This window comes from Paenibacillus kribbensis (assembly GCF_002240415.1).
Lineage (GTDB): Bacteria > Bacillota > Bacilli > Paenibacillales > Paenibacillaceae > Paenibacillus > Paenibacillus kribbensis.
Window position 1 is genome coordinate 1,978,516 of record NZ_CP020028.1, and the last position, 23,273, is coordinate 2,001,788.

The following is a 23,273-nucleotide window of genomic DNA, read 5'->3' on the forward strand; positions in this document are numbered from 1 at the left end:
CTGCTGATTCAATACACCGATGAATTTAACATGTGTAATTCGTTGATGGGAACGAGTACGTCATGATTTTGTTCCTCAGAGAGTTGGCCACTTGGTGCAAGCCAACGTTCAGAACATGACCGAAGATCCTCCCGGAGAAGTGAGCTGAAGCGCTTGTTTTTTACGGCGTGTGTAAGCAATCATCGTTTGCCATACGTTACAATGGCGCCCTGCTGTAGTTGTGTAGGGCTTAGAGCGCCGTGAAAGTACCGTTTCTTATGAAAGGGTTTGTTCACGGAATCAGGGTGGTAACGCGAGCACAGTCTCGTCCCTTTACAGGGATGGGGCTTTTTTTGTTGCTTTTTTAGGAAACGCTACAACAATCAAAATGATGAGCAAAGAAGGAGAATGACATGATGAACAGAGTGGATGTAAAAGAAAAGGCACGGTCCCGCGACCTGCGCATCCTGAACAAATGGAAAGAGGAGGACACATTCCGTAAATCCATCACCAATCGTGAGGGTAAGCCAAATTTTGTGTTTTATGAAGGTCCACCAACTGCCAACGGTAAACCGCATATCGGTCACGTGCTGGGTCGTGTAATTAAGGATTTTGTAGGCCGCTACCAAACAATGAAGGGATACCGGGTCGTACGCAAGGCCGGTTGGGACACACATGGCTTGCCGGTAGAACTGGGTGTGCAAAAGCAACTAGGCATCTCCCACAAACCTGAAATTGAAGAATACGGCGTTGAAAAGTTTATTAAAAAATGTAAGGCAAGCGTGTTTGAGTACGAGCAGCAATGGCGTGATCTGACCGAAGCGATCGGATACTGGACAGACCTCGATCACCCGTATATTACACTGGATAATAACTATATCGAGAGTGTATGGAACATTTTGGCGACGATTCATGAAAAAGGATTGCTGTATCGTGGTCATCGTGTGAGTCCGTATTGCCCGGATTGTCAGACAACGCTGAGCTCTCATGAAGTGGCACAGGGCTACAAAGATGTAAAGGACCTGAGTGCCACAGCCAAATTCAAGCTGCATAGCAGTGGGGAATACGTACTGGCTTGGACGACAACACCTTGGACTTTACCGAGCCACGTGGCACTTGCCGTCAACCCTGATCTGGAATATGCTCGTGTGAAGCAGGAAGACGCTGTATACATCGTTGCTAAAAATCTGGTTGAGGACGTAATTAAAGGCGATCATGAAGTGCTTGGCACGCTGTCCGGTTCAGAGCTGGTTGGTCAAACTTATACCCCGCCATTTACGTATTTCCAGGTCGAGAAGGGTAATCAGATTCTGGGGGCGAAATTCGTAACAGACTCCAGCGGTACAGGTATCGTTCATATGGCTCCAGCGCATGGTGAGGATGATTACCGGGTATGCCGCGAAAATGGCGTTGGATTCATCAATGTGGTGGATCTCCAAGGTAACTATGTTCAGGAAATTACGGACTTTGCAGGCCGTTTTGTAAAAGACTGTGATGTGGATATTGTTAAGATGCTGTCTGAAAAAGGCTTGCTGTACAGCAAGGAAAAATACGAGCATAGCTATCCGTTCTGCTGGCGTTGTGATACTCCGCTGTTGTATTACGCTATGGACAGCTGGTTTATCAAAACAACCGCGATCAAGGATCAACTGATTGCCAACAACAGTGAAGTTGAATGGTATCCGGGTCATGTGCGTGAAGGACGCTTCGGTAAGTTTTTGGAGGAGCTGGTGGATTGGAACATCAGCCGTGACCGTTATTGGGGTACACCGCTGAACATCTGGGTGTGTGAGGAGACTGGGGAACAGTTCGCACCGCACAGTATTGCTGAATTGCGGGAACGTGCGATTGGCGACGTACCAGCGGACATTGAGCTGCACAAGCCCTATGTGGATGACATTAAGGTGCGTAGCAAATGCGGCAAGTACGAAATGACCCGTACACCGGAAGTGATCGACGTATGGTTCGATAGCGGCTCCATGCCGTTTGCACAACATCATTATCCATTTGAAAATAATGAAACGTTCGAGCAGCAATTTCCGGCTGATATGATTTGCGAGGGGATTGACCAGACTCGGGGCTGGTTCTACAGTCTGCTTGCCGTTTCGACCATGCTGACTGGCAAAGCTCCTTACAAAGCAGTTATGGCAACAGGCCACGTACTGGATGAGCAGGGTCAAAAAATGTCCAAATCCAAAGGCAATGTCATTGATCCATGGGAAGTCATTGACGAGTACGGTACAGATGCTTTCCGCTGGGCATTGCTGTCCGACAGTGCGCCATGGAATAGCAAACGTTTTTCCAAAGGCATTGTAGGCGAAGCCAAATCGAAGCTGGTAGATACACTTGTCAATACACATGCTTTTCTGACCTTGTATGCAGATATCGACGGTTTTGATCCGGCACAGCATCCGTTCAAGCCGTCGGCCCATAAGCTGGATCGCTGGATTTTGTCCCGTCTGAACAGTCTGATTTTGGTTGTGGACAAAGCATTGTCTGTAAATGATTTCCTGAATTCTTCCAAAGCGATTGAATCGTTCGTAGATGAGCTGAGCAACTGGTATATCCGTCGTTCGCGCGATCGCTTCTGGGGCAATGGCCTTACAGAGGATAAGCTGGATGCGTACCGCACACTGACTGAGGTGCTGTTGACGACAGCGAAGCTGCTTGCACCGTTCACACCGCTGCTTTCAGAGGATATTTACCTCAATCTGGGCAACGGCGAAAGTGTTCATCTGGATGATTATCCAACAGCCAATGAATCCTTGATTGATCTGGAATTGGAGCGCGATATGGAAACGGCACGTCGTGTAGTAGAATTGGCGCGTAATGTCCGCAACGAAACGGGACTAAAAACGCGTCAGCCGTTGACCGAACTGATTTTGTCGATGGATCAGGATTTTGAACTGAGCGGCTACGAGGAAATCATCAAAGATGAGATCAATGTGAAGCATATTCATGTTGAGACGGACGATAGCGGCTTTGTAGATTTTACACTGAAGCTGAACTTGAAGGTAGCGGGTAAGAAATACGGCAAAAATGTCGGCTTCCTGCAAAATCTTTTCAAAGGCATGTCTGCTGAGGATACCCGTTCGGTTGTAGAAAAAGGAGTGCTGAACGTGGCTTCTCCAGAGGGAGAAGAGCTGCAGGTTACGGCCGAGGAATTGCTGGTGGAGAAAAAAGCAAAAGAAGGCTTTGCATCTGCTTCCGGCTATGGCTTAACGGTAGCGTTGAACACGGACATTACGCCTGAGCTGGAACAGGAAGGCTGGGTACGTGAAGTGGTCCGCGCGGTGCAGGATTACCGTAAAAAGCTGGATCTGCCGATTGAAAAGTACGTGGCATTGACGCTGGATGTAGATAACGAGCTGCGTCAGGCGATCGAAAGCTTCGATTCTGTACTGCGTGAAAACGTTCTGGTCACTACCGTGACATTCGGTCAGGCCGAGCCGGCAGAGCGTGTAGAGGTGAACGGTAAAACGATCAGCGTTCATATTGGGGAATAATTACAAGCCCCCTGTCCCATAATACAAGAACAGGCAGCGTATAAAAACGAGCCTAAGCATCGAAAACGGATCTTCTCCGTTACGTGCTTCGGCTCGTTTGCTGCGTTCAGGGCAGCCATTGAAAAAGGGGGATTGTGCAGATGACGGCACGATCAAGGCGTAGACAGGGGATCAGTCGCCAAAAAATAAACAAAGGAGAAGCTGCCATAGCCGCAGATAAAAGTGCAGCAGGTAATCAGGCAGAGAAGCTAAATCGTGTAGAAAAGCTGATACATGCTGTATCAAAGCAAATGGAACGGACACGCATTGCCGATTACGCTTTGCTGCTGAATAAGCCGTGGCGATTACTCTGGCTGAATTTAATATCAGGCGTGTCCCGCGGGGTCGGCATTGCCCTGGGCTTTACTTTCTTTGCGGCCACCATTATTTATGTGCTGCAAGTACTGGGGGCGCTCAATTTACCGATTATCGGTGATTATATTGCTGATATTGTACGGATTGTGCAGCGACAGCTGGAGCTTACTACGTACTAGGTTACAGATCTTTTGTTTTAATCTAAGTTTATGCTTCGTCTTCGTCCGTCATATCCGGCTCCAGCAAACCTTCACCCTCGCCATTTTCTAAATAACGCTGATAAATGGAGCTGCGAATAACAGATACATTTTTTCCATAAATGTCAGTGGCGATAAAGCTTTCGTATGGCTCTACGAAACCCATATTGTCATCGTTCGCTTCAATCTCCATATCATCATAACGATGGATTTCTCCACTTTCAGCCATGGCCGGGGTATTGGATGTGCCCCAATTTTCAACAATTTGCCAGGCATCTTCACCGTCAAAGCCGTTTTGATCTTCCCGCTCATCCAGACTTGTTCTGCCGAATGCGGGAGCCAGAAATTCCTCCTCGACTGGACGGCGCTTGGACACCTCTGTTTCGGGGTTATGCTCTTTGCAGTAAATCGTATAGGGTACGGCCAGCAGGCGTTCATAAGGAATGGGTTTGCCACAGGCGGCACAAATGCCGTACGTACCCTTTTCCATCGCCATCATGGCTGATTCGATACGTTCCAATTGGAATTCATCGTGCTCCAGTAAGGAAACGTCCTTGGCTCGCTCGTAGGTTTCGGTTGCCAGATCGCCTGGATGATTGTCAATCGGAGATAGCTCGCCGGTTTGATCCCGTTGCGATTCGCCGAGTCCGTAATGACCATTGCCTTGCAAACGATGCTCAATCTCTTTCTTGCGTTGCAGTAGTTCGTTACGCAATCCCTGCAATTGTTGCTCCGTCAATGGGGACATGAAATCCGCTCCTTGTTTTAGGTTAACATGCGTGTGCATTGTCTTGGGGTATGCTCTTTGTAGTTTGTTGCTTATAGTTTGCCCGGGAAGACCTCTTTTACAGTAGGAAATTCTACTCAAAAACTGTACTTGCAAGCTTATGGGACTCGTGGACGATCTGAGAAGGCTTATGCTACAATAAATGGGTTCGACAACGGATATAAGCAGATCGGAGTGACGAAGGACTGTGATTTATTTTGGTATTGCGCTAATTATTTTTTTGATTGACCAGGGTGTCAAATATTTGGTGGCTACGCGGATGGAATTGTACGAACAAATACCGGTAATCGGCAATTTCTTTTTAATCACGTCCCATCGTAATCGTGGAGCCGCTTTTGGGATTTTGGAAGGTCAACGCTGGCTTTTTATCGTGATTACCATTGTCGTGGTGATCGGCATCGTATGGTACTTGCGAAAAACGGTGAAGGCTGGTCAGAAATTGCTTCCCGTAGCACTAAGCTTGGTGCTTGGAGGCGCAGTCGGTAACTTTTTGGATCGGGCTATTTCAGGAGAAGTGGTCGATTTTGCGCAATTCAATTTTGGAAGTTATACGTTTCCGATCTTTAATGTGGCGGATTCGGCGATTGTCATCGGTGTAGCCCTGATTATTTTGGATACATTGCTGGAGTCGCGTCGGAATAAAGAAAATGGCAATGATAGCATTGAAGGGAAGTCGTAGCATGAAAGGAACAAATGAAAGCAGTGAATCCACAGGTCTGTCTTATGAGGAGGAGCTGGAGCGTGAATCATTAGAATGGACAGCAGAAGCCGGTGATGCCAAAACGCGTATAGACAAATATATCGCCGAAAAAATGGAGGATGTGTCCCGTTCCCAGATACAGTTGTGGATCGGAAACGGTCTGGTGCTGGTCAATGGCTCCGCAATCAAAGCCAATTACAAGCTGGCTGAAGGAGATCGTATTGAATTATCCGTACCGGAGCCAGAGAGTGTCGATATTATACCGGAAAATATTCCGTTGGATGTTGTATACGAGGATTCGGACGTGATTGTCATTAACAAGCAGCGTGGCCTGGTCGTGCATCCCGCACCGGGACATACTTCAGGAACACTGGTCAATGCGCTGATGTATCACTGTCATGATCTTTCAGGCATTAACGGAGAATTGCGCCCCGGTATCGTTCACCGCATTGATAAAGATACATCAGGACTGATCATGGCGGCCAAAAATGATAAGGCTCATGCTTCGCTGGCAGCACAGTTGAAGGAACACAGTGTCACGCGTAAATATATCGCGTTGGTGCACGGCCATTTGAGCCACGACCAGGGAACGGTTGATGCTCCTATAGGCCGTGATTCAGGTGATCGTAAATTGTTTACCGTGACGGAACGCAACAGCAAGCATGCAGTCACCCATTTTCTCGTCATTGAGCGTTTGGGGGATTACACCCTGCTTGAGCTTCAATTGGAGACAGGGCGCACACATCAAATTCGGGTACACATGAAGTTTATTGGGCATCCTTTGGTGGGTGACCCTATGTATGGACGTAATAAAGGGATTCGCATGAATGGCCAGGCGCTGCATGCAGCGGTATTGGGTTTCAAGCATCCAGCCACTGGTGAGTATATGGAGTTCAGCAGACCGATTCCTCTCGATATGGAAGATGTATTGGCGTCTTTACGCAGTCGCTAAAAGCAACGAAGGTCTGTATTCGTATTCACAAACCTGAATAAATTATTAAATACAACCGCCTATTTGGCGGTTTTTTTATTGTTTGGGTAAGGTATGGGTAAAAACAACTATGGATAATTATACAATAAAGTTGTATAATTATTAAAGTGCTTCCGGTGGTCCCGGTTGAACAGGTGTTGACACAGGATTTTCAATCTGTCATACTTCTTGTAGTTGCGATGAACTTTGTCCAAGAGATGGTCACCATCTCACACTATGAGAAGCTGGATGAAGGAAATCCTGAATAGCACCTTTAAATCAGTCCCGTGAGGCTGGCAAGGTAACGTGAATGGATCACTGATCAGTGCATCCGCTGCGGCGGTATGTCTTCAGTGTGTCCGAGAGATCGGAGAACGGTGGAAGACTGTTCACACGAGACTCCTTGCCAAACTTGGGCAAGGAGTCTTTTTTGTATCCGAACACGGGGCCAGGTCTGAAGGGAACATCACCTGAGGAGGCTGGGAGCATGAGCAATGAAACACATGTACTGATGGATGAAATTGCGATTCGCCGGGCATTAACACGGATTGCACATGAAATTTTGGAGAAAAACAAAGGTATTGATGATTGTGTGCTTGTAGGAATTCGAACACGCGGGGTTCATTTGGCGCAGCGTCTGGCTGAGAAAATTGCCGAAATCGAAGGTGCGCCGATCCCATGGGGAGAGCTGGATGTCACAGCCTACCGCGATGACCGGAGCAGCGTCGGCGAAGCCAAGGGAAATGGAAAAGAGCTCTTGATGTATCCTGCTGACATATCGGTTCATGATAAGAAAGTCATTCTCTTTGACGATGTGCTGTACACAGGCCGCACCATTCGCGCGGCGATGGATGCATTGATGGACTGCGGACGACCACAAATGATTCAGCTGGCAGTGCTGGCGGATCGTGGACACCGTGAGCTTCCGATTCGTCCGGATTACATCGGCAAGAACATCCCGACTTCCAAATCCGAGGAAATCGTAGTTTCGCTTCAGGAGACGGACGGCAAGGACGAAGTGACGATCAATCAGAACCGGGGGGAACAGGAATGATCACAACAGCCAGTCAACTTAGAGAACGCAGCCTGCTCGGATTAAAGGAAATGAGCCGCAATGAAATCGAATCCATTCTGGATCGCGCTCATTATTGGGAATCACAGCAGGAAAAGCTGATTCCAGTACTGCAATCACGCTTCGCGGCCAATATGTTTTTTGAAAACAGCACACGCACTCGCTTTTCTTTTGAAATGGCAGAAAAGCGGCTGGGCGCTCAGGTTCTGAACTTCTCTGCTGCGGCTTCCAGTGTGGAAAAAGGGGAGTCCATTTACGATACAGTACGTACACTCGAATCCATGGGCATTGATGCTGGAGTCATCCGGCTAAAGCCAGCCGGGGTGCTGCAAGAGCTTGCAGAGAAAGTCAATGTCCCGCTGGTTAATGCCGGGGACGGCAACAATGAGCATCCGACGCAGGCTCTGCTGGACCTGTACACCATGCGCAAAGCTTTCGGTGAGCTTAAAGGCTTGAGCGTATCGATCATTGGAGACATTCTGCACAGCCGTGTGGCTCGTTCGAATCTGTGGGCCTTGCAGAAATTTGGCGCCAAGGTCAGCTTCTGCGCACCGGATAATATGCAGGCATCTGATCTTGCGACGTACGCGCCTTATGTATCGATGCAGGAAGCATTGCAGGCGGACGTGGTCATGATGCTTCGGGTACAACTCGAACGGCATGCGGAAGGTATGCTGCGCTCAGCGGATGAGTACCGAGAGCAGTATGGTTTGACAGAGGAGAGAGCAGCGAGTCTCAAGCCCGGAACGATCATTATGCATCCGGCTCCAGTCAATCGGAATGTGGAGATCGACAGTGCAGTTGTGGAAAGTGAACAATCACGGATTTTCCCACAAATGGCAAACGGGGTTCCGATCCGCATGGCGGTTATGGAACGGGCAATGAAGCTGTAGAAGCTGTCAGCAGAATCGTAGGAAAAGTCGCACAAAACCTGAGCGGAGGAACATTTCACATGAAACAATTAATTATGAATGCAAGCGTATTGAATGAGCAGGGCGAGGCTGAACTGAAATCCATTCTAATTGCCGACGGAAAAATTGCGGCTATCGTAAATGAGGGTTCCGGACTGAGTGTTTTGATACCAGAGGGAGCATCCGAAAAAGAACGCCACATCGAAAAAATCGACGCTCAGGGCAAGCTGGTCATCCCCGGTTTAATCGACATGCATGTGCATCTGAGAGAACCCGGCTTTGAATATAAAGAAACGATTGCAACGGGTAGTCGCGCAGCGGTCAAAGGCGGTTTTACGACGATTGCCTGTATGCCGAACACACGCCCGGTAACGGACAATGTGGACACGGTTCAGTTGGTACTGAAAAAGGGGGAGGAAGCCGGGCTTGCCAAGGTTCTCCCTTACGCTGCCATTACGAAAAATGAGCTGGGACGCGAGCTGACGGATTTTGAAGCACTCAAGGCGGCAGGCGCCATCGGCTTTACTGACGACGGTGTAGGGGTACAAAGTGCGCAAATGATGAAGGATGCCATGGCACGGGCCAAAGCGTTGGATATGCCTGTTATTGCGCACTGCGAGGATAACACGCTTGTGGAAGGAGCAGCGGTGACGGACGGTGAATTTGCCAAGCGTCACGGGCTTAAAGGCATTCCGAACGAATCCGAGGCGATTCATGTCGGACGGGATATTCTACTATCCGAGGCAACCGGGGCACACTATCACGTATGCCATGTCAGTACAGAGCAGTCGGTGCGATTGATTCGCCATGCGAAGTCTTTTGGCATCAAGGTAACTGCTGAGGTATGCCCGCACCACTTGGTATTGTCGGATGAGGACATTCCCGGGCTGGATGCAAACTGGAAAATGAATCCTCCATTGCGCTCTCCGCGTGATGTACAGGCATGTATCGAAGGACTGGAGGACGGTACGATTGACATGATCGTAACTGACCATGCGGCACACAGCGAGGAAGAGAAGGCAAAGGGGATGGAACTGGCGCCGTTCGGTATTGTCGGATTTGAGACAGCTTTTCCGCTGCTGTACACGAAATTTGTTGCTACCGGACAATGGACACTGGACTTTCTGGTACGCCGTATGACGGCTGACCCGGCGCGTGTCTTCCGCCTCAATACGGGACGCTTGGAGGAAGGAGCACCCGCCGACCTGACCATGATTGATCTGGAGCAGGAGCAGGCAGTTGATCCGCAAACGTTTGCCAGCAAAGGCCGCAATACTCCTTTTACAGGCTGGAAGCTCAAAGGCTGGCCCGTAAAAACCTGGGTAGACGGCAAGCTGGTTTGGTCTGCAGACCAAGCAAACTAAAAATACAAATCATTTGAAAAATAGAGTTTTATAGCAGGAAACAATACAGAGGAGTGAGACGGGATGCAGGCAAGATTGTTGCTTCAGGACGGCACGCTGTTTACAGGCACATCATTTGGTGCGGAAGGTGAAAAAACAGGCGAGGTCGTTTTCAACACAGGGATTACAGGCTATCAAGAGGTGCTGACGGATCCCTCTTATTGCGGACAAATCGTAACGATGACTTACCCGCTGATTGGCAATTACGGAATTACTCGCGATGACTTTGAATCGGTACGGCCTTATGTTCACGGCTTTGCTGTTCGACATTACGAGCCGGTGCCAAGCAACTGGCGCGCTCAATACAGCGTGGGCGATTTGCTGAAGGAATATGGCATCATTGGCATTAGCGACATCGACACCCGCATGCTTACCCGGATTATTCGCCATCATGGCACGATGAAGGGCATTTTAACGACTGGCTCTCAGCCGCTGGAAGAACTGAAGGAAATGATGGCTGACATGACCATTGAAGAACTGCGCAATCAGGTGCCTTTGACTTCCACACCTCATCCGTATAGCAGTCCTGGCAACGGCGAACGGATCGTATTGATTGATTATGGGGCCAAAAGCGGTATTTTACGCGAGCTGAACAAGCGAGATTGCGATGTGGTTGTCGTTCCGCATAATACGACGGCTGAGGAAATTCGCCGCCTGAACCCGGACGGCATTCAGCTGTCCAACGGCCCGGGAGATCCGAAAGATGTGCCTCATGCTGTTCGTACGATCGCTGAGCTGTTAGGGGAATATCCTATGTTTGGGATTTGCTTAGGACACCAGTTGTTCGCGCTTGCTTCGGGAGCGGACACGGAGAAACTGAAATTCGGGCATCGTGGTGGCAACCATCCGGTGAAAGAACTGGCGAGCGAACGCTGCTTTATCACCTCGCAAAATCACGGCTACACGGTGAATGAGGAATCGATCCAGGGAACTGACCTTGAAGTGACACACATTAATAACAACGATAAGACGATTGAAGGTCTTAAACATACCAAGTATCCCGCGTTTTCCGTGCAATACCATCCGGAGGCTGCACCGGGACCTTACGATAACGGTTATCTGTTTGACCGCTTTCTCGACATGATCAGAGAGCACAAAAGAAATCATCCAAAGCAACCGCGTCAGGCTGTTATCGCCGCCGCAGTGAGAGGAGAGCGCTAATATGCCGAAAAATACAGAACTAAAAAAAATACTCGTGATCGGCTCCGGTCCTATCGTTATTGGTCAGGCAGCGGAATTTGATTACGCTGGTACACAAGCTTGCCAAGCGCTCAAAGAAGAAGGCGTCGAAGTGGTACTGATCAACAGTAATCCGGCAACCATCATGACAGACACCAACATGGCTGACAAGGTATACATTGAACCGATTACGCTTGATTTTGTCACACAGATTATCCGTCAAGAGCGTCCTGACGGCCTGCTTCCTACACTAGGAGGACAGACAGGATTGAATATGGCGGTGGAACTGGCTCGTGCCGGAGTGCTGGAGCGTGAAAACGTAAAGCTGCTGGGAACACAGCTCGATTCGATTGAAAAAGCCGAAGACCGTGATCTGTTCCGCGACTTGATGCGCGAACTGGAACAGCCTGTACCGGAGAGTGTAATTGTTACTACATTAGAGGAATCCCTCGATTTTGCCAAGGAAATCGGTTATCCGATTATCGTTCGCCCGGCTTATACGTTAGGGGGAACGGGCGGCGGCATCTGTGCGACCGAAGAAGAACTGCGTGAAACGGTCAGCTCCGGCTTGCGTTACAGTCCCATTGGACAGTGTCTGGTGGAAAAAAGCATCGCAGGTATGAAGGAAGTCGAGTATGAGGTTATGCGTGACGGCAATGATAACTGCATCGTGGTCTGCAATATGGAAAACTTTGATCCGGTCGGCGTGCATACTGGCGACAGTATCGTCGTAGCGCCGAGTCAGACGTTATCAGACCGCGAGTACCAAATGCTGCGTTCTGCTTCCCTGAAAATTATCCGCGCCCTCAATATTGAAGGCGGCTGTAACGTACAATTTGCGCTTGATCCGCACAGCTATCAATACTATGTCATTGAAGTCAACCCGCGCGTGAGCCGCTCTTCGGCACTGGCTTCCAAAGCAACTGGATATCCAATTGCCAAAATGGCTGCCAAAATTGCGTTGGGCTACACACTGGATGAAATCGTGAACCCGGTAACGGGACAGACGTATGCTTGCTTTGAGCCGACACTGGATTACATCGTGAGCAAAATACCGCGCTGGCCGTTCGACAAATTCATTTCTGCCAACCGCAAGCTGGGCACGCAAATGAAAGCGACAGGCGAAGTAATGGCCATTGGCCGCACGTTCGAAGAATCTATCCATAAAGCGATTCGATCCCTGGAAATCGGTGTGCATCGTCTGCACCTGAAGGGAGCCGATCAGCTGTCTGATGAGGTGCTTAAAGAGCGTCTGATTAAAGCAGATGACGAGCGTTTGTTCTTGGTGGCCGAGGCATTCCGTCGCGGATGGCAGCAGCAGGAAATTCAGGATTTAACGAAAATTGACTGGTGGTTCCTCGATAAGGTAGAAGGAATCGTCAAGTTTGAAGCTGTCATTGCAGGAGAGCCTGAGCTGACTTGCGAAACGCTCTATCAGGCCAAACGCAAAGGCTTTACCGACCGTTCTATCGCCGAGATTCGCAGTCTGGGTCAAACCACTAACAAGCTGACAACGGAGCAAGAGGTACGGGAGTTCCGCCTGACTCAAAACTTGCGTCCTGTCTACAAAATGGTAGATACGTGCGCAGCCGAGTTTGAAGCCACAACGCCTTACTACTACTCCTCTTATGAGGTGGAAAACGAAGTCATTCCATCCAACAAGGAGAAAGTTATTGTTCTCGGTTCCGGGCCGATTCGGATCGGGCAGGGGATTGAATTTGATTACTCCACCGTACATGCGGTATGGGCTATTCAAAAAGCAGGCTACGAAGCAGTCATCATTAATAACAACCCGGAGACTGTTTCGACCGACTTTAATACATCCGACCGTCTCTATTTTGAACCACTTTTCTTCGAGGACGTCATGAACGTCATCGAGCAGGAAAAACCGATCGGGGTAATCGTTCAGTTCGGCGGTCAAACGGCCATTAATCTCGCAGCTCCGCTTAGTGCGGCAGGCGTGAACATTTTGGGTACAAGTCTGGAAAGTATCGACGAAGCGGAAGATCGGAAAAAGTTCGAGCAACTGTTGTCTCGTCTGGCCATCGCACAGCCTAAAGGCAACACGGTTACTTCTGTAGACGAAGCGGTAGGAACCGCTCAGGCGCTGGGTTACCCGGTACTGGTACGTCCATCCTACGTTCTGGGCGGACGCGCCATGGAAATTGTCTACTCGGATGCGGAATTGCTGCGGTACATGGAAGAAGCCGTTAAAATCAATCCGGAACATCCTGTGCTCATCGACCGTTATATGCTGGGGAAAGAAGTTGAGGTTGATGCCATCTGTGACGGCGAAACAGTACTGGTACCAGGCATTATGGAGCATGTGGAACGGGCTGGGGTCCACTCAGGTGACTCTATCGCCGTGTATCCGCCACAGCACTTGTCTGCCGAGCTGAAGCAAAAAATCGTGGAAATTACGATCAGCATCGCCAAGGAATTGAAAACGATCGGTCTGGTAAACATTCAATTCGTCATTCATCAAGACGAGGTGTATGTCATCGAGGTTAACCCTCGCTCCTCGCGGACGGTTCCTTTCCTGAGCAAGGTAACGAACATCCCGATGGCGAACCTGGCGACACAGGCTATTTTGGGCGGTAAGCTTAAGGAAGCAGGCTACACAGAAGGCCTATGGCCTGAAAGTAACTATGTATCGGTTAAGGTTCCGGTATTCTCCTTTGCCAAGCTGCGCCGAGTAGAGCCAACGCTGGGACCAGAAATGAAATCGACAGGTGAAGTTATGGGGCGTGACATCCAGTATGCCAAAGCGCTGTACAAAGGACTCGTGGGCGCTGGCATGAAAATTCCATCCACCGGGGCGATCATCATCACGGTAGCGGACAAAGATAAAGAAGAAGCTATTGAGTTGATGCAGGGCTTTTACAGACTGGGCTACAAAATTATTGCCACAGGTGGAACGGCAACTGCACTGGAACAGGCCAACATTCCGGTGAACACAGTTAACAAGCTGAGTGAGGGCAATCCGAATATTCTCGATATGATCCGCACAGGCGAAGCCAATTTCGTATTCAACACGCTGACTAAAGGGAAAACGCCAGAGCGTGACGGATTCCGTATCCGCCGTGAAGCGGTTGAAAACGGTATTGTCTGCATGACCTCGCTGGATACGGTGCGCGCCTTGCTGAGAATGCTGGAGACAATTAATTTCACGTCCGAATCCATGCCGGTTCTGAGCAGCTAACAAGATGCCAATAGATGATGAAAAATAAGCAGCACAAGGAAGGACATTCATCAGCTTTTGCTGACGGATGTCCTTTATCACGGGCAAATATACCCGAATTGTCGTGAAAAAGGGGATGTAGAACGGTGAACGAAGCATTTCAGCAGATGGCAGGACGGCTGATGGTCGCGTTAGATTACCCGGATGCGCAGCAGGCGGAGCAGTTCATTCGGCAGCTAGAGGGTATCCCTTGCTATATCAAAGTAGGTATGCAGCTGTTTTATAGTGCAGGACCGGCTTTTGTAGAGCAGTTAAAATCAAGAGGATACTCCGTATTTCTGGATTTGAAAATGCATGATATCCCTAACACGGTGCGTGGAGGGGCAGAAAGCATTACCCGCTTAGGGGTGGATATGTTTAACGTACACGCGGCTGGAGGTCGCAGTATGATGGCAGCGGCCAGGGCCGGAGCCGAAGCAGCGATTTCCGCAGACAGCTCGCTCGCCATGCCGCTCATTATTGCAGTTACACAGCTGACCAGCACGGATCAGGCGACCATGAATACGGAGCTCGGCATTCCTGGTACGGTACAGGATGTGGTCGTGCGCTACGCACAGCTGACTCGTGAGGCGGGGCTGGACGGTGTGGTAGCTTCCCCATTGGAAGTGCCTGCGATTCGTGCCGTATGCGGATCTGACTTTAAAACCATAACCCCTGGCATACGCCCGGCAGGCAGCGCTACAGGTGATCAGTCGCGTGTGCTTACACCTGGACAAGCCATTGCCCAAGGCAGCAGCTACATTGTCGTTGGCCGGCCGATCACGGCAGCGCCAGACCCACGCGCCGCAGCGGAACATATTATTGAGGAGATGATTCAATTATGAGTACATTAAACAATATACCTGAGCAAATTGCATCCCATCTGTTACGCATTCAGGCGGTGGCACTTCGTCCGCAACAGCCTTTTACATGGACATCCGGTATCAAATCACCTATCTACTGTGACAATCGCCTTACCATGTCCTACCCGGAGGTGCGTGAGCTGATTGCAGACTCATTTGCTGCCCTCATTCGTGAGCAATATCCCGAAACCGAAGTCATTGCAGGGACAGCTACAGCAGGGATTCCTCATGCAGCCTGGGTGGCGCAAAAGCTGAATTTGCCGATGGCCTATGTAAGGGATAAGGCTAAAGGACACGGAAAAGAGAACCAAATCGAAGGCCGGATTAGCGCCGGACAAAAGGTTATGGTTATCGAGGATCTTATCTCTACAGGAGGCAGCTCCATTAAAGCAGCGCAGGCCGTAGCACAAGCAGGCGCTCAGCCGTTAGCTGTACTGGCTATTTTTAGCTACCAGCTGGACAAAGCGACTCAAGCTTTTGCAGAAGCGGGCGTGAAGCTGCAAAGCTTGTCCAATTACACGGCCCTGATGGAGGTTGCCTTGCGTGAAGGAACCATTCAGGAGGAAGAGATGGAGCTGTTGCGTTCCTGGCGTCAGGACCCGGCTTCCTTTGGCAAATAAGGCGGAGCGTATAGAGGCAACGGAGCTAATGATTAGTACGGCACAGACTCATTGCCATCCAGCATAGATTGTTATGATTCAGGCGGTGTAAATCGAATTCGATCCGGTTACACTAACTCCTACCATCATGTGAAAAGAGGGAGTTCGGATGTATTGGGTTTACTATGGCAGACTGTACACGACTAAATTTCAGGCCGGGTGTCTGGCAAAAAGGCTGGAGCATGACGGCTGGATGTACGGCTACAACGATCCCCGTGCAGTGGAGGTGTACCGCTCGCGCAAGGGGCGTTATGGCGTCCGATTTATTCCGTGAGCTATTAAAATAAAAAAATATTTAAAAAGCTATTGACGAAACACAAGAAAATGTTGTATATTAATTAACGTTGCTGTTATGAATATGTAGCGTGAATATACAGATTTTTTTGAGGGCCCTTAGCTCAGTTGGTTAGAGCGGTCGGCTCATAACCGATTGGTCGGGGGTTCGAGTCCCTCAGGGCCCATTTCCTCAAAAGCCCTTGCGTAGCAAGGGTTTTTTTGTTGTTTATAGAGGTTGAGAAAATGGAGTGAAGTAGCCTTTAAAAGGGGGCGATATAATTTGTTAACGAACCTTCTCTCTTTCTTCACTTCTTCTGAATGCGATTTAATTTTTTTGACCTTTCATTGCCATGAAGAATGCACCCCTTAGAATATATTGAATTACCCAGAGGGGATCAATATCTATTCTAGGGGGATGCAATCTATACGCTAGAAGAAGCTCCAAAAAGACTACTTTTTTGAAATTTTAAACTTGAATGGATTATTTTTAATGGTAAAATCCTCCGAAGACCCTTTTGCAATTAAGGTTAAATCCTTAGAAGAGTCTACTTTTGAAAATGTCAGAATTCCTTCTGTCTTCATACCAGGTAGTATTTCAGACTGTAACTCAGGATAAGTATAACTTACACGATCAGTCGTTGGTTCGTATTGTTTGTTTCCTTGAACCAATTTAGAACTAGGTCTGTTTTTCTATAAATATTTACAAATAGGCTAACTCAACATATTGAATCTTGTGGGCGTGCTAATTACTTAATAAAGCAATAAATTGTTCATTACATACGTAGGAGGATGACTACGGAGGTTGAAAAAAGAACAGCAACGCGTTAGTATTATGTATCCGAAATTTCAATTAATGGAGGCACATTCATGAATGACATACTAGCTTTTGTGATATTACTTATTTTTATAGTCATGTCACCCGGGATTGATTTCGCATTAATTACAAAGCGAACACTCACCGATGGCAAAAGGGATGGTATCAAAATTGCACTAGGTATAACTACGGGGGTTCTTGTTCATACGGCTGCTGCTGCATTGGGACTTTCCTTGCTCTTGATGAAATCAGCATTCGCATTTGAAGTGGTTAAGTATATCGGGGCTATCTATTTGATTTATATGGGCCTATTATCTTTCATCAAACGGCGTAAACCAACAGAGAATTATGATCAGTCAGTACACTCGAAGAAGTCACCCTTTATGCAAGGGCTCATATCTAACACCTTAAATCCTAAAGTAGCTATATTTTTTCTAACGTTTTTACCGCAATTCATTACGCCAGACTACAATCCAAGTCTGCAATTCTTACTTATGGGGTTCTTTTATGCTGCTGTTTCTATTGTTTGGTTTGCCACAATCGTATTCTTATTAAGCTATGTAAGGAAATGGTTAATGTCTCCGAGAGTACAAAATGTTATTGATAAAGCTACGGGTCTCGTATTGATTGGATTCGGTCTAAATATGATCTTTAGAGTTCAAAGAACAGGACATTGAATAGCAATAATATTGAAGCACTTCGTGAATACGTCGCTATAGGCTAGCAGGATTTGAGTCCATAAAGAAAGGAGTCTAAAAAGAAAGCACTGCCCAAATAAACGGACAGTGCTATTTTTATCGTTTTTATTTTAGGATACCTTAACCGTGTACACCATTCTCAATTTGCCGTTACCACCATAAATTTCGACTCTTGCGTTCGTTGCAGTGGTGGTTGTTACCACGCCGGAGGCGGAGACTGTGACATTTCCGCTTGCCACTTTATAAGTATCTCCTGGGTAATTAGACAACGCGTAAGAGTAATTTCTTGGGAGCTTAGCAGTTCTGTAATATACCCCGTTTACTTGTACAATAGGCGTAATTTCCGGAGAAGGACCTACTGCTGCGGACGCACTAGGAACAATAATACTGCCAATGAGTCCCAAAGACATGGCTGTTGATAATACTACTTTTTTAATATTCATAAAGAATTCCTCCTGATGTGTTGTTAAACGAACTCCCAAAATATACCATGTAAAATTGCTGATTTCACTTCGTTCGACAAATGTTATCAAAATCATACAACAAAACAGTTCTAAAGTCCTATAAGATACAAAAGAATTAAAATATAACAATTAAAGAATTCTTCATGTTAGTTTGTAAGCTCGTGCATCAGACATTCTCCGTTGCCTTGATTCCATCCAACCATACGTCGCTTTAATGCAGACAATTCCGCACATTGATCAATGGCCTCCGCTACAAGCTTGGCGATCTGTCTTGCTCCTTCGTCGGAAAAATGGGTATTATCCGTTACCCCGGCAGGATAATTCGGATGCGTTTGTTCAGGCAAATGCATAAATAGCTGCCGGGAGGCTTCTTCACCCATGGAACGATAGAGCTGCTGAGAAGCCTCAAAAATATCGAGCAGCGGTGTATGGGTTTGCTTGGCAACTTGTCTCATGGCTGCGGGATAGGCTCCCACAGCCAGCGGATCAGGTTCACCGTCTGCGGTAAAGCGGCGGCGGCTTACAGAGGTCAATAGCACGGGAATCCCGCCACGCTGCCGAGCAGATTCGATGCATTGAATAAGGTTTTGACGATATTCCCCATCAGGATCGGTATAACGGGTAGGATCTTCTTTTTTCTCATCGTTGTGTCCAAATTGAATAAACAGATAATCGCCAGCTCGAAAATCCTTCTTAATATCAGCCAACCGGCCTTCTGCTATAAAGGACTTGGTGCTGCGCCCATTCACCGCGCGATTATCCACATGAACAGACGGGTCCAAGTAGCTTTGCATGTGTTCGCCCCAGCCTGTCATCGGTTTTTCGGTAGCTCCCTTTTGAGCTGCAGTCGAGTCCCCAGCGATAAACAGTCGGATTGGCAGCGGCTGTTTTGCCTGAACATAATGATTTTTTTGAAGCCAGGCCTCCGCCAGCTTGAGCCATTGTCGGCATTCACGGTTGTCCTCTGCCAGCCCTAAGCCGTGCCGTCCATCCTCGAATACATGCAGCTCAAATGGAATCCCTTCTTTGGACAATGCGGAAGCAAACAAGAGGCTGTTTTCTACCGGAACGGTGGCATCATTGGCTGTAGTCCACATAAAAGTTGGAGGTGTCTGTGAAGTCACTTGCTGATCGGATGAAAAGGCCTGAAGCTGCTCCTGTGTTGGCTGTTCACCCAAAAAATGTGTACGGCTTCCGATATGCGTATAAGAGTCATGGAACGAAATGACGGGATATCCCAACAGCAGGAGATTCGGTTTCTCTATTCCCGTGGTGGCAACGATGGAGGCTAAGTGTCCGCCTGCCGAGAAACCGATCAGCCCTACCTGTTCAGGAATCACAGCCCATTCCTTTGGGGTTTGGCGCACCCATTGCAGGGCATGCTCCACATCGTCCAGCAAGGAGGTGATCTCGAAATCGCCGACTTGGTACTCCAGCACTCCTGCATGGATGCCCAAATCATTCAACCATCGGGCGATAGGTTCTCCTTCATGTGAAGCCAAATGCTCATAGCCACCGCCGGGCAATACCAATATAAAGGGACGAGCCTCCTGAACTGCAACTGGATAGAGGGAGAGAAAGGACGTGTCTGCTGGAAATTGCTCTTTTATAATCTCTTCTTTAGGACTGATAACGTGTAACATAAGGTACCTCCAGGTTTCTTTTTAGATGCCGCCGCACGAAAAAAATCAACTTAAACTGGAACCATACGGATAGAATGGCAATTAACATTTCGGCTTGAAGAGCAGGGTCGTACGGTTCTGGATGTAAAGAAAAAATAATGCACACGTGAAAAAAATGATTTAAACCTCATAATGAAAGCGCTATAATTTTGGTATAACACCAAGAAAAAGGGGGAGCGCAATGAAAAAAGGAAGAATGTTCTACACCATTTTTATTACGATTCTGGTTTTGGGAATAGGTTTGGTGGCCAGCTTTGGCAGCTACATCTATTTTACAACAATTAGCTCCGTTGTGGAGAGAGTTTCCAATACCAAGCAAAGCTACATGGCACAGATCAGAAACAGTCTGGAGCAGAAGATACAAACGATTGAATATGCTTTTAATACGTACAGTACGACCAGCTCGTTTAATGAAGTTGTGAAACATCCCATTACCGAAAAAGACTTTATAGCCTATCGGAATGTGAATACGCAGCTCAATTATATTGCCACGATGGGATTGGAAGGAACGGAATATTCACTGATCAGCTTGGACCAAAATTGGAAAATTTCTAATGGAAGCCTGTCCTATTTGACAACAACGGAACGGGAGAAGCTGATTCATACTTATATCGAGCAGCAGGATAAGGGACTATTCTGGATTAAAACAGATAAAGGAATCCGTTTTGTGAATACCCTTCCTGTATTTTCCAAAAAGAAGCAGGCCATTGCTTTGTCTGATATTTCGTCGCAGACGTTAAGTCATACCATTCAAACAGAGGATCATATGCCCGTTTTTATTTTGAATAACCAGGGCGATCTAATGTACGAAACTGAGCCTGCTACCCGCTTATTGTCTGCCCAGCAGCTTCAGCACATTTCAGAAGTTACAGCAAAATCAGACAACACAGGCATGCTGACATTGGAGAAAACGAAGCATCAGCCTGCACGGCAAATCATTTATGCCAAATCTGCATATAACAATTGGACTTACTTAACGGTATTAGATAAAAATGAAATTGCGAATGCATTTCAAACGACCAAATTTGGGATCATCCTGATGGGACTTGTGCTGACGCTTTTAATTGTAGTGGTGGCGTATTTCATTGCTATTTATTTTACCAAGCCATTCCAGCAGATTCAACGCAGCCTCCCAAAAAACCCTAATTTCACCTTCAAAAATGAGCCTTCCAAAAATGAAATTGAATGGATCATTGATTCCATCGACACCATTGTAACAGAGAAGGAAAGCCTGGAAAGCCTCATTCAGTCCGAAATGCCGCAGCTTGAAACCCAATTGATTCTCAACCTGTTCCGCAAGCGTATTTCTGAGGAGGAATTGGCACGAAAAATGCCTCGCCTCGGCTATTCGCAGCTTGAGAATCAAATGTATATTACGATGCTGATCCAACTGGACAATCTGGGCGATCGGGAGCCATCGGATAAAGATGTACTGCTGCTAGCCATTAACAAAATCGTAGAAGAAACCATTCCAGAGCAGCAGCGCATGCTGCCCATCATTTTGAATGATGATACCCAGGCTACCATTTTCATATTGACAGACAAGAACGAGCATGAAATAAGAAAGCAGGTACTGGATGATGCGACCCTTTTGATTCAAGCCGTAAAAGAGTATTTGAATGTATCCATCAGCGTAGGCATTAGCACTGCGTACAGTAACTTATTAGAAAGTAAAGAAGCCTGTGAGATGAGCAAGCAAGCCCTGCATCATCGTTTGAATTTAGGTAAAGAGTCGATTATTTTTTACGAAGATATTTCCATGGTCATTTCAGGTCCGGTGCTGCTTCACTATCCTGCGGAATTGGAATCGCAGCTGTTTGACGCCATCCGAATAGGGGATGAAGAGCAGGTACATCATACGGTCCATTCCTTATTGGCGGAAATGATGACCAAAAACAATCATTCCATGAACTTTGAGGTGCTGCTGGTACGGTTTGTGAATAACCTCATCCAATTGGAGCAGCTGTTAGGGATCGAAGTATTGCTGACACAAGACAATCATGCCCTGTATCATCGCCTGCTGGATATCCGAAACCCGGAAGAGATTGAGCGTATGCTGGTAGAGCAAATTATTTTGCCTATGGTAAAAAGCATGAAGGAGAAGACGAATCAGCAATTCCGCTCGCTCTCGGAAAAAATTGCCGCTATGATCCGTGCTGAATATGATCAAGAATTATCATTGGAACTCATTGGTGACCGGCTTCATTACAATCCGAATTATTTGAGCAGTATCTTCAAAAAAGAATACGGAACGACGTTCAGCGAATATCTGATGGGCTACCGTCTGCAAATGAGCAAGAAATGGCTCGTCGAAACGGATATGACGATTAAAGAAATCGCCGAGCGCTTGCAATATCATAATTCGCAAAACTTTATTCGCTCGTTTCGGAAGAAGGAACAGGTCACACCGGGAGCTTATCGGAAGATGAAGCAAGCCAATTGACCTGAACTTCACAGCAATCCAGGGGTAGCTTACCCTTTAACCGCCCCTAACAAGGCCCCTTTAACAAAGTGCTTTTGTACAAATGGATACACGATTAGCATAGGAACGGTTGCAATGACAATGACCGCCATCTTAATCGTCTGTGCAGGTGGGATGACATCTACAGCGGTTCCTTCTGCCTGCATACCACTGGAAACGATTACAATTTGACGGAGCAAGACTTGAATCGGCCATTTGGCAGAGTCATTGATGTAGAGAATCGCGTGCATATACGTATTCCAGTAGGCTACCGCATAGAAAAGGGAAATGGTTGCAATCGAAGGCAGGGCTAACGGCAGCATAATTTTAAAGAAAATCCCAAAATCATTACACCCGTCCATCTTGGCGGATTCCTCCAAATCATCCGGCAAAGCCTGAAAAAAGTTACGCATAATAATCAGGTTAAACGCATTAATGGCCACGGGAAGAATCAAGGACCAATACGAATTGATAAGCCCCATGCTTTTGACGACCAGGAAGGTCGGAATCATTCCCCCGCTAAACAGCATCGAAAACACAACAATGAAATTAATTGTATTGCGGCCAAGTAAATATTTTCGTGATAATCCATAGGCCATAAAAGCGGTAAATATCATACTTACGACAGTACCAACGATCGTTACTCCGACCGAAACCCCAAGACCTCTAAAAATCGTGGGAGTCGACAGAATATAACGGTAGGCATCCAAGGAAAAAGTAACCGGGAATAAAATGAACTTTTTGGCTATCACTTCTTCGGTTGAGGCAAAAGAGCTGGCGATGATATTCAAAAAAGGCAAGAGACAAGTGAGGGCAATGAGAATCAATAATGTACTATTTACAATGTTGAACATACGACTGCCCAGCGATTCTTTTTTTCGTAATTTTTGTTTTTGTAATCGTTGCGTCAATAGGGTGACCTCCTCGTAATCGTTTACATGTCAACCTTATCAAGAGGAAGAAATTCCGTATATAATCAAATCTTGAGGTGTTCCCTAAGAGTGGAAATAAGAGGATAATCATTAGGTTGTATAGTAATCATTAGGTAAGGTGAAAAGGCTGAAGAGTAGGCTGTGCA

18 protein-coding genes, 1 tRNA gene and 1 other annotated feature are annotated in these 23,273 nt (G+C 47.4%); of the genes, 15 read left to right on the forward strand and 4 right to left on the reverse strand.

What is annotated here, in order from left to right:
- The first annotated feature begins 33 nt into the window (after window positions 1-33).
- Window positions 34-315 (forward strand) — a binding site (T-box leader).
- Between the two features lie 80 nt (window positions 316-395).
- Window positions 396-3,485 (forward strand): isoleucine--tRNA ligase, encoded by a 3,090-nt coding sequence (gene ileS, locus B4V02_RS08800; protein WP_094154502.1) that lies wholly within the window; start codon window positions 396-398, stop codon window positions 3,483-3,485.
- Between the two features lie 140 nt (window positions 3,486-3,625).
- Window positions 3,626-4,018 carry a DUF5665 domain-containing protein gene (locus B4V02_RS08805; protein ID WP_094154503.1) on the forward strand — a complete coding sequence of 131 codons (393 nt, stop codon included), beginning with the start codon at window positions 3,626-3,628 and terminating at the stop codon, window positions 4,016-4,018.
- A gap of 28 nt (window positions 4,019-4,046) precedes the next feature.
- Here B4V02_RS08805 and B4V02_RS08810 read toward each other — a convergent pair whose 3' ends face one another.
- Window positions 4,047-4,784 (reverse strand): TraR/DksA C4-type zinc finger protein, encoded by a 738-nt coding sequence (locus B4V02_RS08810; RefSeq protein ID WP_007431171.1) that lies wholly within the window; start codon window positions 4,782-4,784, stop codon window positions 4,047-4,049.
- A gap of 226 nt (window positions 4,785-5,010) precedes the next feature.
- Here B4V02_RS08810 and lspA point away from each other — a divergent pair, with 226 nt between their 5' ends.
- The 12 genes from lspA to B4V02_RS08870 all read left to right on the forward strand — a co-directional run bounded on the left by lspA (window position 5,011) and on the right by B4V02_RS08870 (window position 17,567).
- Window positions 5,011-5,502: a signal peptidase II gene (lspA, locus tag B4V02_RS08815; RefSeq protein ID WP_007431170.1), complete on the forward strand. Its 492-nt coding sequence runs from the start codon at window positions 5,011-5,013 to the stop codon at window positions 5,500-5,502.
- A gap of 1 nt (window position 5,503) precedes the next feature.
- The gene (locus B4V02_RS08820; RefSeq protein WP_094154504.1) at window positions 5,504-6,475 is read left to right on the forward strand and encodes an RluA family pseudouridine synthase; all 972 of its coding nucleotides are present in this window, start codon (window positions 5,504-5,506) and stop codon (window positions 6,473-6,475) included.
- A 505-nt stretch (window positions 6,476-6,980) separates the two neighbouring features.
- On the forward strand, window positions 6,981-7,547 hold the full coding sequence (gene pyrR / locus B4V02_RS08825) for a bifunctional pyr operon transcriptional regulator/uracil phosphoribosyltransferase PyrR (RefSeq protein ID WP_094154505.1): 567 nt from the start codon (window positions 6,981-6,983) through the stop codon (window positions 7,545-7,547).
- A complete protein-coding gene (locus B4V02_RS08830) occupies window positions 7,544-8,458 on the forward strand; it encodes an aspartate carbamoyltransferase catalytic subunit (RefSeq protein ID WP_094154506.1) in 915 nt (304 codons plus the stop codon). The genes pyrR and B4V02_RS08830 overlap by 4 nt, the downstream gene beginning before the upstream one ends.
- Window positions 8,459-8,517: 59 nt before the next feature.
- The gene (locus B4V02_RS08835; protein ID WP_094154507.1) at window positions 8,518-9,840 is read left to right on the forward strand and encodes a dihydroorotase; all 1,323 of its coding nucleotides are present in this window, start codon (window positions 8,518-8,520) and stop codon (window positions 9,838-9,840) included.
- Window positions 9,841-9,903: 63 nt separating this feature from the next.
- Entirely contained in the window at window positions 9,904-11,040 is a 1,137-nt protein-coding gene (carA, locus tag B4V02_RS08840; protein WP_094154508.1) for a glutamine-hydrolyzing carbamoyl-phosphate synthase small subunit, read from the forward strand.
- A gap of 1 nt (window position 11,041) precedes the next feature.
- Window positions 11,042-14,260, forward strand: coding sequence for a carbamoyl-phosphate synthase large subunit (gene carB, locus B4V02_RS08845; protein ID WP_094154509.1), 3,219 nt, complete (start codon window positions 11,042-11,044; stop codon window positions 14,258-14,260).
- A 125-nt stretch (window positions 14,261-14,385) separates the two neighbouring features.
- Window positions 14,386-15,123, forward strand: coding sequence for an orotidine-5'-phosphate decarboxylase (pyrF, locus tag B4V02_RS08850; RefSeq protein ID WP_094154510.1), 738 nt, complete (start codon window positions 14,386-14,388; stop codon window positions 15,121-15,123).
- Window positions 15,120-15,761 carry an orotate phosphoribosyltransferase gene (pyrE, locus tag B4V02_RS08855; protein WP_094154511.1) on the forward strand — a complete coding sequence of 214 codons (642 nt, stop codon included), beginning with the start codon at window positions 15,120-15,122 and terminating at the stop codon, window positions 15,759-15,761. Before pyrF ends, pyrE begins: the two co-directional genes overlap by 4 nt.
- A 148-nt stretch (window positions 15,762-15,909) precedes the next feature.
- Window positions 15,910-16,074 (forward strand): hypothetical protein, encoded by a 165-nt coding sequence (locus B4V02_RS26095; protein WP_010345444.1) that lies wholly within the window; start codon window positions 15,910-15,912, stop codon window positions 16,072-16,074.
- 113 nt (window positions 16,075-16,187) lie between these two features.
- Window positions 16,188-16,261: transfer RNA gene (locus tag B4V02_RS08860), tRNA-Ile, on the forward strand.
- A 682-nt stretch (window positions 16,262-16,943) separates the two neighbouring features.
- Window positions 16,944-17,567, forward strand: a complete 624-nt coding sequence (locus B4V02_RS08870) for a LysE family translocator (RefSeq protein ID WP_094154512.1) — start codon at window positions 16,944-16,946, stop codon at window positions 17,565-17,567.
- Window positions 17,568-17,698: 131 nt separating this feature from the next.
- Here the strand turns inward: B4V02_RS08870 and B4V02_RS08875 are convergent, their stop codons facing one another.
- Window positions 17,699-18,031, reverse strand: coding sequence for a hypothetical protein (locus B4V02_RS08875; protein ID WP_007431160.1), 333 nt, complete (start codon window positions 18,029-18,031; stop codon window positions 17,699-17,701).
- Between the two features lie 167 nt (window positions 18,032-18,198).
- On the reverse strand, window positions 18,199-19,695 hold the full coding sequence (locus tag B4V02_RS08880; protein WP_094154513.1) for a GDSL-type esterase/lipase family protein: 1,497 nt from the start codon (window positions 19,693-19,695) through the stop codon (window positions 18,199-18,201).
- A 220-nt stretch (window positions 19,696-19,915) separates the two neighbouring features.
- Between B4V02_RS08880 and B4V02_RS08885 the strand changes: the two genes are divergently transcribed.
- Window positions 19,916-22,177, forward strand: a complete 2,262-nt coding sequence (locus tag B4V02_RS08885) for a helix-turn-helix transcriptional regulator (protein WP_094154514.1) — start codon at window positions 19,916-19,918, stop codon at window positions 22,175-22,177.
- Window positions 22,178-22,206: 29 nt separating this feature from the next.
- Here B4V02_RS08885 and B4V02_RS08890 read toward each other — a convergent pair whose 3' ends face one another.
- The gene (locus B4V02_RS08890) at window positions 22,207-23,106 is read right to left on the reverse strand and encodes a carbohydrate ABC transporter permease (RefSeq protein ID WP_094154515.1); all 900 of its coding nucleotides are present in this window, start codon (window positions 23,104-23,106) and stop codon (window positions 22,207-22,209) included.
- Window positions 23,107-23,273: the final 167 nt, after the last annotated feature.